Raw genomic sequence first — 16,180 nt, 5'->3', positions numbered from 1 at the left:
AACGTTTCAGCCGCGCGGTCGGTTCACTCTGCCGCCGACACCCGCTGACGAGACCATCCGTCGATTTGCCGGAAAAGTTTGGCGGGAAAGTTTGGCGGACCCTGCGACGCAAAACAGAAGATCCGTTCATCTCCGATGACTCGCTTCGCGTTGCGACCAAGCGGAATCTTAATCGGATTGTTCCACCGCCCGCATGCGGACCATTGCTACGTGAAATGCATGCCACGTTCGACAAGTGGTCGCGACACCCTGAACCGAAGAATTGGATGCAACTGGTGGTGCTTCCCCCTTGCGTGCCAAAACGACATCATCAGAGTGTGGGCAAAACAATCCGGGCACACGCTGATTGAACCGCCCGATCGCGCGTCGATTCTTGACTGCAGCGTGGAAGTGGGGCTTTTTGGAGAAAACGGACGCTCCACCGACGACCACTTTCTAAATGAAATCAACAAGCTTGTCGCAAATGCCACGACAATGCGACGTAATATGCGGGGTAGACAAGCGATACAGCGACCCATGCCGCCGGTGGCTGCGGAAATTGCCACAACATCACCAGCATCGCAATCGCCCAGAGCACAGCGCCGACCATCACGCTCATCTTCCACGGCTTGGGCGTCAAATTCGGGTAGATCATCCACACCGGCGATACGGTCAGCACGCTCAGTCCCCAAAGTGTCACGGCGGTCAGCCACGGTGAAACCATCGCGGACATGATCCCCGCGTACAGGGCGTAGGCATTCCAATAAGACGGGAAGCCGCGGAAGAATCCGTTTGCCTCATCTTTCGCGTCGGTATGAGCGAATCCGAACAAACTGGCCGACATGGCGAACACGACGGTCCACCCCAGCCCCGCCGGCATCCAATCCATCCGCCAGATCAATAACAGGGGGATGAAGGCGAACGTAAGGTAATCCAATAAGTCGTCGACCGTCCGCCCATCGAGGCTCGATGCGTAACGCTTGACGTGAAATCGCCTTGCCAGCGGACCATCGATCGCGTCGATCAAGGTCGCCAACAGCAACCACAGAAAGACAATTCGCGGATCACAGTACGGACTCGCAATTTCCATCATCGCCAACGCCGCGGGCACGATCCCCGATGCCGTCAGACAATGCACTGCATAGGCCGCAATGGTTTCTTGTTTCATCATTTCTCCGCCGATGAAGGCCGGATAAGCTTCTCGTACTTTGTCAGCTTTGATTTTTCGGGTTGCGTTTGTCGAGCGGAAAAGGGTTGCAGCAACCGTTGGTGTCTAGCCTTTAGGCGATTCCCGTTCGCTGCGACGCAGCGATGTGTTCGCGTATTCGGAATCGAATCGTTGATCAAAGTCAGCAAACAGCTGCAGCATCGCCGGATCATGCATCGCCTCATCGACGCGTTTTGCACCTTCCTCGACTTGTGGTGCGTTCTCGATAGGGTCTGCGGCCAAGTCACGCTTGTCCGGGTCTGCCGTGGTATCGAGCACATCGCGAGCGACAGCAATGGCCGCATCTTTCCACCCGCCGACCTGGTTCAGCGAATCGTTGACCACGGCCTTGACCGCGCGGAAGTCCATGCGTGCAAATGCAGCCTCAAATGCGACTCGCATGCGCTCCGCTTCCGCAGTGGTCGGGACCTCGCCCGATTGAAGTTTCCGATCCAGGGTGCGGCCGAGCAGAACCATCCGTGTGATTTCCAGCGGCACGCCACGAACCGAGGTCAGCACACGGACGACCTTGCGAATGGGAAACAACAACAGTTTCAGCGAAGCCTTGGCGATCATCGCCAGGCAACCAGACACGCAACCGGCGCTGCTGCCGAAATACGGCCGGACCTGATCGAGACAGGACTGGGCGTCGTGTGCCGCCAGTGTTTTTGCAACGACATAACGTTGGCAACGGTCACGAATGACGTCGTCCACAAAAGGGATCGGAATAAATCGTGACGCCGACGACACAATCCCAGCCATGACCCAGTGTCGGGTCAGTTGGGGCGTCGGGGTTTCGGGTCGCGATCGGTCGTCAGGCATCATCGCCTCAGAGGGGAATTGGCGGCACAGGTTCAGTCATCGGAAAGCTTTACAGAGACCGCTGAAATGAATTTTGACGAAGGACTTTTTGCAGTCGCTTGTTGTCGGTGGCGTCCATCGCAACTTTCATGTTCGCCCTTAACTTCATCAGGGCGGTTCGCGTTTGAACATTCAAGTTCTCGCGCGTGGTCAGTTCACTCCACACGACCTGGTTGGCGTTTAAATGAAACTGGACCCAGTGCGCATCTTGGACGTGTTTGGATCGATCGGCGGTGTAGCGGTCAAGATTGACATCTGCTGCCCCGGATCGCTTGGCTTTGGCCCCAGCACCCCTGTCGCGCGATGGGTTATCGCGAGATTGGCCTGCAGTTGGATTCCGTCTCATCGAAGCAATCAACTCGTCCTCGCCGTCAATGACCTTGGCCGGGTTCTTCGGGTCGATGTCATCGTCTTGGTCTCCCAGGTCAGCACTTTCCGGGTTGGTAAATTGAGTGCCCAGTGGGTTGTCGATGTCGTAATCGGCATCGGGATCATAATCGTCGCTATCGTAGATCGAATCTTTCGAGTAGGGCAGCGTCGCGGAACGCGTCTGGGCTTCGCGTAGACTGATTCGCCCCACCGTTCCGCGTCCCACGCCGCGACGCCCGGCCGCTGCCGCGATTGCAGCTTCGACGCCGTCTTCGGTCGCATCGGCTTGATGACGTGCTTCGCCAGGTGTCTCGTCGATCACGTCATCGACACGGTACTGGTCCAAGTCGAGCGGGGTGCGTTTACCCGTCCGTTCGTCATCGATGCCCGGATCGTCGCGGCCCGCCGGCGTTTCGGTGTCAAATCGTTTGATGCTCGGATCGAGTTCTGCTGCGTCATTGCGACGTCCCGTTCGCTCGGATCGCTTCTTCTGCGATGCTTCTTTCGATCCATCAGCGGGTCGGCCGAGCGAATCGGCCAGCGCAGCCCCCACTTCGCTCGGACTTGGAATTGAACGCTGCCCGTCCGCTGTGCTGCCCGATCGACCATCGTTCACCGTGGCCGATCGTTTGACCTGTTTCCAACCGAATTCCTCCATCGCCTTGATGATCGTGGCAGACTGACCGGAAATCTTTTGGTACCGAGTGACTTGCTGTTCCGAATCAGACTCTTTCGCAGCTTGATCGGCCAGTTTCTTTGTCAAACTGGCGTCGCTCCAGACCACACCGGCCAACGCCCAGTCGCTTATTTTCGATGGAGAGGCATCGTGAATTGATGCGGCGGGCGGTTGTGCGGCGGCAGTGGACAACGCTGCGCCGGCAATCACAGCGACGCACAGTCGAGTTAGTTTTTTCATCGGAATGTTTTATTTCTCTGGTGGAACGGGGACAGACCGAATCCCCTTCATGCAAACCCGGTGCCGACGGAAACGTCCGTTCTCGACACGTGGCGGGATTCCACACGATTTCCGATCGATACTGCGTTCGATCGATGCAACGCGATCGCTTCTCCATCAGCCCAAACCACTGGTTTCCACCTCGGTGCTGGCACGCGAGTTGCGAAGTGATTGATAGCGCCGAACCGCCCCCTACAACGCCGGAGATCGATCCATGCAAGTGCTCTCCACCACATGCCCCTACTGCAACCACGATGTTGACAGCACCATCGAGCACCTCGACGGTCCGGTCGTTTGTCCGGAATGCCACAAACCCTTCGAGCTGGAAATGCCAACCGCCGTGGTGACGTCCGTCGAAAACATCGATGGAGAATCCGTCGGCAAGCATCGCTTGGCCGCAGAGCCAGAGGAACGTACGTTGGGCACCGTTCACCCGGTCGTCTTTCGCGCTCGGCCGGTCGCGACACTGATCCTGGGAACCCTCTTCCTGGTCGCCGCGGTCGCCCTGGTCCTGTCCATCACCGGACTGGCGATCGCCGGCTATTCGCTGGACGAAACCGCAAGGCTCGGCCCAGCGTCTCTGTTGACCTGGGCATGCGCCATCACGCTCGTGGTGATCGTCGCAGTCGTCAGTTATTGGATGATACAGAGCCGGTTCACCACCCTGACCGTGACCGACGACCGAACGATTTACCAACGCGGCATCATTTCACGCGAGACTTCGGAAGTCCAGCACGACGACGTCCGGAATATCCAGCTCGACCAGTCCTTCGGCGAGCGACTGCTAAGGGTGGGCGACATCGGCATCAGCAGCTCTGGTCAAGACGACCTAGAAGTCGTCGCCAAACGTCTGCCCCATCCCGACAGCATCATCAAACTGATCCGTGGAAACCAAGGATGAGCGAGATGTATCAGAAATGGATCGCCGCACAGTGGGCCGACATTTCGGTGCTTCACACCAACGATGCAGATTCTCACGTGCACCCCGATTTCGTCAGCGGTGTGTCGGGGCATCAACGCCTGATCCATTCGAAGACCCCCATGCGGGATGACGACGAATCGAGTTGAAAGCCGCTAGAAGTGTGGCAATTGGCTGCCCAGGTCGCGTGTCGGTTCGGCGACGTAGTGGCTGCCGTAAGCTTGCAGCTTTTCAGCCGCCACCTGACCGGCTTCCGCGGCGCGGTCCTGATGCCCGCGGGTGCCGCTTTTGATCGGTGATCCGTGCTTCGGTTGAATGTAAGGCAGCGAGGACCGCGAGGCGATCGAGGTCTTGGTATCGTCGTGTGCTGAGTAAACGGTGTACCAGATGCCCGGGTGGCAGGATTCGCGAAACGCCGACGCTGGATTGTTGGCAGCCGCCGCCCATTTTGCTCCGCGTTGGTCCCAAAACGATCACGGTCGGACGATTCGCCACCTGTCGATTGTTGCGGTCGAACATTTGCCCCCTACAATCGTCGGTGTGGCAACGGAATTTTTGCGATTCCCATTGCTCAGGCTGGAAGAGGGTGATGGTCAATCCACGACGTGAGGAGAGTTGAGATGACGGCAAACCAGTCTGCAAAGGTCAGCACCGGAGTGCCGCAGCTCGATGATATTCTGCGCGGTGGGCTAACCCGGGACCGACTTTACCTGATCGAAGGCATGCCGGGGACCGGAAAGACGACTCTGGCATTGCAGTTCTTGCTCGAAGGCGCGGAAAACGGCGAACCGGGGCTTTACGTCACATTGTCGGAAACGAAACAGGAACTTCAAGGCGTTGCGGAATCTCACGGCTGGACCCTCGACGGCGTCGACCTCTACGAACTCGTCGATACCGATAGCATCGAAGATCCACGATTGCAGTACACGATGTTTGAACCGGCCGAGATCGAACTCGGCACCACGGTCGATGGCGTGCTCGATCGTGTCAAAGAGCTGCGGCCCAAACGCGTCGTTTTTGACTCGCTCTCGGAAATGCGACTGCTCTCCCAAAGCTCACTTCGTTATCGTCGACAGATCCTCTCACTGAAACAGTTCTTCGTCGGTCGTGGATGTACGGTACTGCTGCTGGACGATTATTCCGGCAGCGATGACCAGCACTTGCAAAGCATCGCTCACGGTGTCATCCGCTTAGAACACCTGTTGTCTGATTACGGCGGCGAGCGACGGCGGATCCGAATCGTCAAGCATCGCGGAAGCAGCTTCATCGGGGGGGCTCACGATATGCGAATCGCCCGCGGCGGATTGAACATCTATCCGCGTGAAGCGACCGAGCAGCCTGCCGGGCCGGTCGAGACGCATCAGGTTATGAGCGGCAACGCAGAATTCGACGCATTACTCGGCGGCGGTTTGAACGCCGGAACAAGTGCACTGTTGCTCGGACCTGCCGGTGTCGGTAAATCATCGATGGCGTTGCAGTTTGCGATCGCCGCCGCCGAGCGAGGCGAGCGGTCGGTCCTGTTTCAATTCGAAGAGAGCGAACAATCGCTGTTCGTTCGTGCCGCAGGCCTTGGTTTTGACCTGCCACGTCACATCGAGAGTGGACTGATCGCCATTCACAATCTCATTCCCGGCGAAATCACTCCCAGCGAATTTGGATGTGTGGTCCGCCAAGCAGTCATGCCGGACCGCCAAGGACGCCGGGTGAGCGTCGTTTCGATTGACAGCATCAACGGCTATCTCAATGCGATGCCGCATGAAAAGTTCCTGGTCATCCAACTGCACGAACTGCTGCAATACCTCAGCAAACGGAGCATCCTGACGTTGGTCGTTGTCGCACAGCACGGAATGCTCGGGCAAGCGATGGGTAGCCCCGTTGATGCGAGCTACCTGGCCGACTCCGTCGTTTTGTTTCGCTACTTCGAAGCCGCCGGCGAAATCCGACAAGCGATCTCGGTCGCCAAAAAGCGTACCGGCCGCCACGAACGATCGATCCGCGAGTTCAAACTGAGTGACAAAGGCGTCGAAATCGGACCGCCGCTGACGAAGTTCCATGGCATCCTGACCGGTGTCCCCAGCTTCATCGGCGAACCGAAATCGTTAATCACCAAGCCCGGGGACAGCACCAAGACCGGAGACAGTGCCTGATGGAATCGACCCCAGGCGAAATCGCATTCGAGGACGATGCATTAAACCAGCGGGTGGTGACGTTAACGCCGACACAGCACGATGCAAAATTATGCAGCCAGGTGTTGCAGCAGAACGCAATCTCCGTCTGTTGTTGTGGGACCCTCGCAGATTTTTTGGATGCAATCACCGCCGGTGCGGGACTCGCTCTGATCGCCCAAGAGCATCTCGACGATGTGGCCGTTGCCCACCTAAAACAAACGCTCTCCCGCCAACCGAAGTGGTCCGAGTTGCCAATCCTGGTGCTGCTGCAACCCGGCGAAGTCGGCTCGGCGGTTTTGCAACGGATTCTGTCCATTGAACACGTCACGCTCATCAATCGGCCGCTACGTCTCGCCATTTTCGTCACCACCGTCCGGGCAAAGTTACGAGATCGAAAGCGTCAGTTCGAGGTCCGCGATCTGCTATTGGAAAAGGACCGCGACCAACAAAGCCTGCGTCAGTCGGCCGAAACGTTCCGGCAACTCGTCGAAGACAGCCCACAGGGGCTTTATGTCGTCGATGCTGACATGAAAATCTGTTACGCAAGCGGCGGGGCGCGAGAAGCGTTTCGCAACGTCGATCGCCTCATCGGCAGTTTGCTGGAAGAGTCATTAAAAGTGTTGTGGTCCACTGACGTCGCCGAGGATGCGTGCAATCGATTTCGTCACACCCTCGAAACCGGCGAGCCATACGTCTCACCTCCGTTTGTTCATCAGCGCGCCGATTTAGGTGTCGTCGAAGCCTACGATTGGTCGCTTGAACGGATCGTCCTACCCGGTGATCGCTATGGCGTCGTCTGTCACTTCTATGACAATACCCAACGACAGCTCTCGGTCGAAATGCTGCGTCAAAGCGAAAATTATTTTCGCGAGATTGCCAATGCCTCGCCGGCGATGTTGTGGGTAACCGACGAAAATCACATGTGTACGTTTTTGTCCAAGAGCTGGCACGTTACCACGGGGCAATCCGAAGCCGAGGGCATGGGACTCGGATGGACCACAGCGACCCACCCAGGCGATCAACAGCGTACCAGGGACGAGTTCCTCGCTGCCGCAAACGCGCGACAAACGTACTCGTCTGAGTACCGACTAAAAATGGCCGATGGCAATTACCGTTGGGCCGTCGATGTCGGCCGGCCTCGTTTTGATGACGATGGCGGGTTCCTCGGATACACCGGGTACGTCATCGATGTCGACGAGCGGAAGGCATTTGAGCAATCGCTCAAACGAGCCAAACAGATTGCCGAAACCGCCAACCGTTCGCGCGGCGAGTTCCTGGCGAACATGTCGCACGAAATCCGCACTCCGATGGCAGCCATTCTCGGCCACGCCGACATCCTGAAAGATCACCTGCAAGATCCTGATAACTTGCAAGTTGTCGAGACCATCCGTCGTAACGGTAATTTCTTGCTGAACATCATCAACGACATTCTCGACTTGTCCAAAATTGATGCCGGCAAGATGGAGATCGAGAAATCAAAGGTGCGGCCGGACGGCGTGCTTGCCGAAGTCTGTTCGTTGATGAATGTAAGAGCGTTCGAGAAAGATCTTCCACTGCGAGTCGAGTTTGATGGCCCGATCCCGGAATGGGTCCAAACCGACCCCGTCAGGCTGCGGCAAATCTTGCTGAACTTGGTCGGCAACGCGATCAAATTCACCGACCGGGGAGAAGTCAACGTCATCTGCCGCTACGAAGACAGACTGACCTTCCATGTGATCGATACCGGCATCGGAATCAAGCCGCACGTTCAACAATCCTTGTTCCAGCCGTTCAAGCAAGCCGATAACACCTCCACGCGTTCGTTCGGCGGCACCGGGCTGGGACTGGCAATTTGTCGTCGACTGGCCCAGGCACTCGGCGGCGATGTATCGGTGGAGAGTGAATACGGCAAAGGCAGCACGTTCACCTTGACGATCGACAGCGCAGCGAAAGGCCCCCTGGTCGAGCCGAACCTGTCGCTCGATGTCTCGGCCGAAACGCCTGGGGAGTCCTTGACGATCTCAGCAAACATTCTGGTGGTCGATGACCGCCACGACATCCGCTACCTCGCTCAACACTTCATCGAGAAAGCGGGCGGAGAGGTCGTGACCGCGACCAACGGCCAAGAAGCGATCGACCTCATCGAATCAGACGATCGGCCACCCATTGATCTGATCGTGATGGACATGCAAATGCCGGTCATGGATGGATACAACGCCGCCGCCCAACTACGCCGAAAAGGGTACGATTTGCCGATCATCGCCCTGACCGCCAACGCCATGAAAAGCGACCGCGACGAATGTCTCGCCGCCGGCTGCACCGACTACACGACCAAGCCGCTGGACAGCCGAAAATTGATCGCAATGATTCACCGACTGACCAGACGGTAGCGGATTCGACGCCGCATTCTCTTGGGACGTCGATTCGATGCGGCCGCCGTGCGACTGGCCGCCAGTTTGACGATACCAGCGTGCTCGTCTGCTCGGCTCCAATCGAGTTCGGCGGTGTCTTGAAACCGAGGCAAGCCTGCCAAGATGAAGCCAAGGTAAATGCAAGAAGGTACTCTCCTGCCCGACCGCGACTGCGGCTGCGACGGCATGACCATGGCGCACCAGTTGCCTCGGCTCGCAGCCTGCCGCGTCAAGACAGCGCCTGCATCAGACTGAGAAGCGGCAACCCGAAGCCGATCACCACCAAGCCCAACAGGACCAGCGCCAACACGACCGCGTACCCGCCGATCCGGCGACGCGTCTCACTTGCCGCCAGAAAGAGTCTAGCGGAAACGAGCCCGACCGCGATGAAGAGGACCAGGGCACTGAATCCCGGATGCAGCAACCAACGGGTCAGCCCCGGCAACTCAACTTCGAAGTCCTCAAAAATCGAGCGCATGATCGGCCGCAGCACCATGATCTTGATCGCCAGCCCACACCACAACAAACAAGCGAACAGATAGACCATCGATCGCCGTTGCCGGCCTGTATCCATCGCACTGGGCGGTTGAAAGGGGTTGCGTCCGTGATCGTCTTCATCGCTGTGTTGGATGGTCATGGTTCGTCAGGGGCAAGCGTGGATGCGGCGGTCGGCGGCGCTTTCATGATTCACGGCCGTGGGTGCTCCACGGGCAATGGACGCCCCAGAGTGCAGCTTCACCTTCAGTAGTCGAGACTTGCACCAAAGTCCGGCCTCTGGCCCTTGTTCACCGCTTCCGTCCAGACAGCGAGCCGATCCGCGCCAAGCTCCCAGAACTTGCGACAAAGATCGAAATACTCCAGCACGACCTGCTTCTCCCCGACGGCAAGCAATTCATTCGCCAGCTGCATGTTGGGGCCAAACGAGTTCATTTGCGGTGACCCCTTGCTATCCACCGACGTCAGCAGACGCTTTTTCGCTTCTGTGACATCACCCTTTGCAAGGGCGATCCGACCCAACACCTGATTCCCGTCCTGGATGGCATTGCCGTAGTTCCAGTCATCGGTTTGTGTCTGTGCGCGTCGCAACAACTCCTCGGCAAGCTTCCGGGCCTCTTCCGTTTTTCCGGCGCTCAATGCCTTCTTCGCCGCACGGTTCAACGCGTAGAAACGCTCTTGTTCATTCCTGGCCGAATCCAGATCACCGCCGACCAGATCCATCATGCGTTTTCGTTCCGCTGGTGACGCCGTGTCGTCGGTTCCGTCGGCAGCGGCGCGTTTCATTTCCGCCGGGGCTGCCAGCAGGACAAAATTTAATGTCGAGAGGTTCGGCAGTCGTACCTTTTGCGCCAAAAACTGGATCGTGTCACCCTGCTGGAAATCACTGCGCGCCAGCGGGTCACTCACGATGACCTCAAAGTCCTTCCATTGAACCAAGTAGGCAATGAACCGATGGCCTTCGTGTTCAGCGGAGAATACTTTTAGGACCGAGCCCTCCTCCGAATCAAAACTGCTTTCGACGCCTTTCGGCAATGCAGGGGGCTGGGCCAAGAGGGGTGTGATCCCGATCATCGCGACGCTTGCCAGCACACCCGCCCAACACACGGTCAATCGGCTTCTTGTCATGGTCTTGTCCTGATTCAGATTCGAGGAAGGGTTTCGCTGAAGTCGCCGCTTCCGATTCGCGCGCTCGCAAGCGAGTCACGAACGTCGCACGGTAGAACGCAAAACCATTGTACCATCGTCAACCGCGCAGGCTCGAAGCGTCACCGCGCACTGCAAAAGTCACCCTCCTGGCAGGAGAGTCGAGCGAAGCGAGGGGAGGTCGTTGGAAGAGTAAAGTTCGAAGAGTGAAAGGTACCGTTTGGCATCAGCCGTCTGGCGCAACCCTACCGGTCAGCTCCGAACCCTTACTGCCAACTGCCAACTGCCCGCTCAACTCCGTGCCATCAACCCGACTTCGACCGAGGCGACCGCCTAGCGTTGTTGGACGCACTGCCGCTCACCTCCGGTAGCGTCACCGTTCGCCGAACTCGTCCGACGTCCTGATGGGTGATTCGACGATCGACGAAGCGGAGTCGAATGACAATGGAGTAACCCAACCATGCCGCAAACCAAACCAGAGAAAACGATGCCAGATCGCAATGCTTTCAGTTCACCCGTTGATGAGTTCCGCGTGGGCGAGCACGTTTCCCTTATCATTCCGGTGCCGGCCGCCGGGGCTCGCTTCGCCACACCGGTGACTCGCTTCGGTGTCCGCCACCTCCGCGCGCAAGCTGACACGCTTCGAGATGGCGGTCTCGTCACCGCGGCATCGAACATCGATCGAATGGGAACTGCGCAACGGCAGCGAATCCGCCAGCAACTGCCGCCAATCTTGCATGGGGGGTCTGCCAGCCCGACACGGCCGGGTACAATCAAGATGCGATTCGTTTCATCTCTGAATGCACTCGGCGTCCGATCAAAGGAGAACCAGGGTGGCCACTGAGTTCCCAAGCAAACCACAGGACCAGATTCAACAACTTTGTGTTGAGTTCAAACAAGCATGGATGCATAACGAAGCCCCTCAGATCGGCGAGTTCCTGGAACGAGTCGACCGTGATTCTCGCGAGCATCTCCTCGTTCGACTGGTCCAACTGGAGGTCAATCTCCGCCGCAATCAGGGAGAGACTGTCGATCTTGACTCTTACGTTTCACGTTTCGCTGAAAGCGAGGAATTGATCCGAGCAGTTTATTTGGATGAGAGTAAGACTGCCGTACCTTCGCCCACCGTAGCGTTTGACATGATCGATAGCGACATCGCATTCGAATCCTGGCAGGTCAAACAACTGGGAGACTATCAGCTACTCGGCCGAATCGGCCAAGGCGGTATGGGCGTCGTCTACAAGGGCAAGGATGTCAAGCTTGACAAAACGGTTGCGATCAAGGTTTTGCCCGTCAATGCGATGATCAGCAAGTCGGCGCGCACTCGGTTTCAAAACGAAGCCCGCGCGGCGGGTCAATTGGATCATCCGCATGTTGTCCCCGTCTATGCTTTCGGAATTGAAAAAGGCACGTACTACTATGCGATGCAGTACATCAACGGCAAGAACCTTGCAGGGTGGATTGCTGAATTTCGCCAAGACGCCTCGCATGGAAACCAAGGTAAATCATCGCAACATAAAATCTCAACGGCCAAAGCGCAAGAGGCTTCGACATCACAAGGCTTGAGTTCGTTTGATCTGCAGAATGCTCTGAAAAGCGGAGGCTCCACGTCCAATCGGGAATTTGTGGAAGCGTTTGCCAGGATGGGCGTCCAGGTGGCTGATGCGTTGCAGCACGCCCATGACACGGGAATCGTCCACCGTGACATTAAACCTTCAAACCTGCTGGTCGATCAGAACGGAGATGTGTTCGTCGCCGATTTCGGTTTGGCCCAAGTGCAAGGTGAAAGTGCACTCACCAAACCCGGGGATGTCATCGGTACTTGGCGCTACATGAGCCCGGAACAGGCGTATGCCAAGCGAATCGTGGTTGATCACCGAACCGATATCTTTTCTCTCGGCGCGACGTTGTATGAATTGTTGACGTTGCGGCACGCGTTCAACGGCAGGACCCGCACGGAAATTTTGCGGCAGATCGCATTTGAAGACCCTGTCGCTCCGCGCAAGATCAACCGTCGGTTACCCGAGGCTCTGGAACTGATCGTTCTCAAGTGCTTGGCAAAGAACCCGGACGAACGTTACCAGACAGCGGGAGATCTCGCGGGAGACTTGAGGGCCTGGACCAGGGACGAGCCGATCAAAGCGCGTCGGCCAACCGTTCCCCAAAAGATGGTCAAGTGGGCTCGCAGGCACCGCGCGCTCGTGAATTCGGTGACAGCGATTTTCGCAGTCATTATCGTCTCGGCGATGTCAATGTTAGCTTTCGCCGTGCAAACGGAGACCAAAGCGCGCCGCCATGTTGAATCAAAAAACAGTCAACTGACGGCCGCGCTAAAAAAATCAGAGGGCCGGCGACTCAGTGCATTGGGATCGTTGGAACTCTCGCGCAATCCCGGTCTTGCCGCAGCCCTGGCTAAAGAAGGCGCAAAACTGCACCGCGACGCTGACGCCATGACGGTGTTGGTGGCAGCACTGGACGCGAACCATGAACAGTTCGTCCGCAAACAAACAGCTCCTGTCGGCGATGTTCAGTTCAGTCCCGATGGAAAAACCATCCTGGTAACCGGTGACGTTTCCTATTTTTCAAGCGATCCCGTGCCGGCCCGGCTGTACGATGCTTCCACGGGAGTTGAACTGCTGAAACTCCAGGGTGCGAAAACGATTACCTCAGCGGCCTTTCATCCTGAGGGACGCCGGGTTTTGACGGCATCCACGCGGAGCACTCCGCTTGGATACTCTGCCGAAGTCTTAGCCGAGTCGCCTCCTCAGATCTGGGACATTGACCGTGGAGTTAGGATTGGCCAATTGGACGGTGCATTTCTGGTCGAAGCGAAGCCAGAGAGTTTTTGTCCTGTTGGTGAAGCGACCTTGATTGTTGCCCCTGCGCTGGAGAATACAGCCAAGGTCTTCAATGCTGCCGGTGATGCCACCCTCACACTGCGAGGCCATACCGATTGGGTCTTCTATGCGGGTTACTCGCCGGACGGAACCAAGATCGTGACGCTCTCGAATGATAAAACCGTTAGGGTCTGGGATGCCCAGAGTGGCGAACAACTGCGAAAGCTGGACCACTGGGCGGCCCGCAGCGACACACGGCTCCCCGTTAACCAGGTGGTCTTTACGCATGATTCCAAACAACTGCTCACTTGCTCTCCTTCCTTGGGGGTCGATCTGTGGGATCTCGCCAGCGAAGACTCCAGGCCTTGTGGCAGTGCGATCGAGGTGGCAGTCAGCCCCGATGGGGAACAGTTCGCATTGGGTTTCGCTCGCTCGATTCAGTTGGTTGACTCGGCGCAACTGTCAATCATTGGAGAAATCAAACTTGAGCACCCGGTGAAAGGGATCGTCTTTTCGCCAGACAGCCGATACCTCGCGACATGGGACACCTCAACCCGATTTCAAATCTGGGATTCTGAAGCAACGACGCTGGTCGCGGAATTGCGGGGCCACGATGGACCCGCTCTTTCCGTAGCATTCAGTCCTGACTCAAACCGACTGGTCTCTGGGTCCAACGACGGAACAACCCGCGTTTGGTACGCACAGTCCGGAGCAGAGAGGGCTCACTTTCCCGAGACGCTGCCGACCAATCTTCCCATCGTATCCCGCAGCGGCGACAACGCGCAGCACCTGATGACCACCCGCCATCAACAGCACAGCGTCGTCTTGAATGTGGAAAGCGGTCAGCCATTGTTGACACGAGCGGCCCGATTGAGCGGTCGCGAGTCAACCGAAATACTCGTCTCGACCGACGAAGAGGAGGTTCAAGTGTTGGAAGGAGCCTCTGGCAAGGTACTTGCCAAGTTTAAGCAGCGAATTGGAAGTCGACTTTCCGCTGAACTCAGCCCGGACGGCCGAACCGTTTTTATTCGATCCCTGGAAGGAACCAGTTGGATCTGGAAGTGGCAGACCGATGTACGATTTCCCATCGGCACCCCCAACGTCGATCTGAACGACAACGTCTTTCATCCTCACCAGCCGGTCGTCGCCACGGTCGATCGAAAGGGTTTGATTCGTACCTTGGAGGTGGAAACAGGGCGACTGTTAAAAAATGCCTCAGTCGATGGATGCACCGCGCTTCACTACAGCCCAGACGGAAGTCGACTGCTTGCCGTCTCCAGCCAGAATCGCGCCGTCATTTTCAACTCTCAAGACCTGATGCCCCTCTTGGAACTCGGCTCGATCGACTACCCGATGAACACGGGGAAATTCGCTGACGGTGGTGACAAAGTCTTGACCTACGCCCACTCGAGCAAAGAACTCTGCTGTTGGGATGCGGCGAATGGGAACCTGTTGCATCGAGTCACAGGTCCGGCGGGTACGCGCTCGATCAGCCTTCATCCCGAAGAGAAACTGGCCGTGGTCACTAGCACGCAGGGCGGCCTGTTCCACTGGGATCTTGTCGAAGGAAGAATCGACCAGATCAGCGAGACTCCCTACCGTGCGGCTGAGTTTTTGGACCAACAACGAATCGTCGCTGCAACAGCGTTGCCAACGGGAGCGCCGTTATCGAGCAAGATGACGACGTCGCCGGCATCCAAGCTGGAGATCTGGGACATTCAAAAAGCGGATCAGCCGACTCGGACAATCGAACTTCCCCATCTGGCATTACGATCGCTCAAAAAGTCCTCGATTGAAAATGCGGTGATCGGGCAGGGATTCAATCACAGCCTGGCTGTTTATGATTCACGAATACGAAAAAAGCGAGGCGTGATTGGCGGTCACGCGGCACCGATCAGCTTTGCGCGATTCACTCCCGGCAACAATGAAATCGTCACCTGTTCCTACGATCATTCCGTCGCAATCTGGGATGCACAAAGCCTTCAACTGAAACGTTTCCTGAAGGGTCACACCGCTCCAGTTTTGGCTGCGGTCATCAGCTCTGATGGCAAACGGTTGGCCAGCGGTGATACGACCGGCAGGGTCTTGTTGTGGAATCTTGCCGAGGACACGTCGGATCCCATTGGCGAGCTGACAGGATTATCGGATCCGATCGATGGGCTCAGTTTTTCGGCCTTCGCAGTACGACTGGCCAGTTTCACCAACAAAGGAGCCTGGCAAGTCTGGGACACGGAATCCGCAAACCCACTTCCGTATGATCATTCCGATCAACCGATGCGTTGGGTTCAGTTTCAGCCAGAGGGTAGTCGATTGCTGTTGGCCAACAAACCTGATCGCCGGAAAGAAGAGAAGGCATGGGCGATAGTGGTCTCGGCTGATGGAGAATCAACCGAAATTCCAATCGAGCGATCGGTACGACAGATTCGGTTTGATCCCACAGGCCAGCGGATCCTGGCGCTGCTTTCTCGCAAGGTGTTCCTGTATCAGCCGGCAACCGGCAAACTGGATTTGAAGATCTCCTTGCCTCGAGAGTCAATCTCGTCAGCAGAGTTTGACGAGCGAGGCGAGCGACTGCTGACGTTCCAGGGAACGTCGCTCGCCTGGTGGGATTCTAACGGCCAGCGCCTCCTCTCATTTGCCGGCGACGACTTGCTAAGAATGATTCCCTCGGTCGATCACGCTGGCAAAGAAAAGCTATTCGTGGTCTCCGCAGACAAGCGTCTGCGGAGCATTCTGCTCGACACCAAAGCGATTCTCAACACGGCGAGAGAATTGTCCAAGATGGAACGCGAACGCTATCAAGTTGACTTTGCCCGGCAACAGATCGAGCAAGTCGTGGAGGGACAATAGTGAG

At 57.1% G+C, this 16,180-nt stretch carries 11 protein-coding genes; 5 read left to right on the top strand and 6 right to left on the bottom strand.

Features of this window, described 5'->3' with window-relative positions; translation table 11 throughout:
• Positions 1 to 445: 445 nt before the first annotated feature.
• The 3 genes from Enr13x_RS03555 to Enr13x_RS03545 form a co-directional block, all read right to left on the bottom strand.
• Entirely contained in the window at positions 446 to 1,150 is a 705-nt protein-coding gene (locus tag Enr13x_RS03555) for a CDP-alcohol phosphatidyltransferase family protein (RefSeq protein WP_145384726.1), read from the bottom strand.
• A 102-nt stretch (positions 1,151 to 1,252) separates the two neighbouring features.
• The gene (locus Enr13x_RS03550; RefSeq protein ID WP_231744069.1) at positions 1,253 to 1,900 is read right to left on the bottom strand and encodes a hypothetical protein; all 648 of its coding nucleotides are present in this window, start codon (positions 1,898 to 1,900) and stop codon (positions 1,253 to 1,255) included.
• A 157-nt stretch (positions 1,901 to 2,057) separates the two neighbouring features.
• Complete coding sequence (locus tag Enr13x_RS03545; RefSeq protein ID WP_145384725.1) at positions 2,058 to 3,332, bottom strand: hypothetical protein; 1,275 nt, start codon at positions 3,330 to 3,332, stop codon at positions 2,058 to 2,060.
• Between the two features lie 253 nt (positions 3,333 to 3,585).
• On the opposite strand from Enr13x_RS03545, the gene Enr13x_RS03540 reads away from it, so the two are divergent.
• From Enr13x_RS03540 to Enr13x_RS03530, 4 genes are all read left to right on the top strand, one after another.
• Positions 3,586 to 4,272 carry a PH domain-containing protein gene (locus Enr13x_RS03540; RefSeq protein ID WP_145384724.1) on the top strand — a complete coding sequence of 229 codons (687 nt, stop codon included), beginning with the start codon at positions 3,586 to 3,588 and terminating at the stop codon, positions 4,270 to 4,272.
• Positions 4,269 to 4,439, top strand: a complete 171-nt coding sequence (locus Enr13x_RS37665) for a hypothetical protein (RefSeq protein ID WP_197455755.1) — start codon at positions 4,269 to 4,271, stop codon at positions 4,437 to 4,439. Before Enr13x_RS03540 ends, Enr13x_RS37665 begins: the two co-directional genes overlap by 4 nt.
• A 471-nt stretch (positions 4,440 to 4,910) precedes the next feature.
• Positions 4,911 to 6,437: an ATPase domain-containing protein gene (locus Enr13x_RS03535; RefSeq protein ID WP_145384723.1), complete on the top strand. Its 1,527-nt coding sequence runs from the start codon at positions 4,911 to 4,913 to the stop codon at positions 6,435 to 6,437.
• A complete protein-coding gene (locus Enr13x_RS03530; RefSeq protein ID WP_145384722.1) occupies positions 6,437 to 8,827 on the top strand; it encodes an ATP-binding protein in 2,391 nt (796 codons plus the stop codon). The genes Enr13x_RS03535 and Enr13x_RS03530 overlap by 1 nt, the downstream gene beginning before the upstream one ends.
• A 250-nt stretch (positions 8,828 to 9,077) precedes the next feature.
• Here Enr13x_RS03530 and Enr13x_RS03525 read toward each other — a convergent pair whose 3' ends face one another.
• The 3 genes from Enr13x_RS03525 to Enr13x_RS03515 form a co-directional block, all read right to left on the bottom strand.
• Positions 9,078 to 9,485: a hypothetical protein gene (locus tag Enr13x_RS03525; RefSeq protein WP_145384721.1), complete on the bottom strand. Its 408-nt coding sequence runs from the start codon at positions 9,483 to 9,485 to the stop codon at positions 9,078 to 9,080.
• Between the two features lie 104 nt (positions 9,486 to 9,589).
• Positions 9,590 to 10,471 (bottom strand): tellurite resistance TerB family protein, encoded by an 882-nt coding sequence (locus tag Enr13x_RS03520; RefSeq protein ID WP_145384720.1) that lies wholly within the window; start codon positions 10,469 to 10,471, stop codon positions 9,590 to 9,592.
• 529 nt (positions 10,472 to 11,000) lie between these two features.
• A complete protein-coding gene (locus Enr13x_RS03515) occupies positions 11,001 to 11,228 on the bottom strand; it encodes a hypothetical protein (RefSeq protein ID WP_145384719.1) in 228 nt (75 codons plus the stop codon).
• A gap of 166 nt (positions 11,229 to 11,394) precedes the next feature.
• On the opposite strand from Enr13x_RS03515, the gene Enr13x_RS03510 reads away from it, so the two are divergent.
• A complete protein-coding gene (locus Enr13x_RS03510) occupies positions 11,395 to 16,176 on the top strand; it encodes a protein kinase domain-containing protein (protein ID WP_197455754.1) in 4,782 nt (1,593 codons plus the stop codon).
• The last annotated feature ends 4 nt before the right edge of the window (positions 16,177 to 16,180 follow it).

This window comes from Stieleria neptunia (assembly GCF_007754155.1).
GTDB lineage: Bacteria > Planctomycetota > Planctomycetia > Pirellulales > Pirellulaceae > Stieleria > Stieleria neptunia.
The sequence above is the reverse complement of the archived record's forward strand: the minus strand, read 5'-3'. Positions and strand labels throughout refer to the sequence as shown.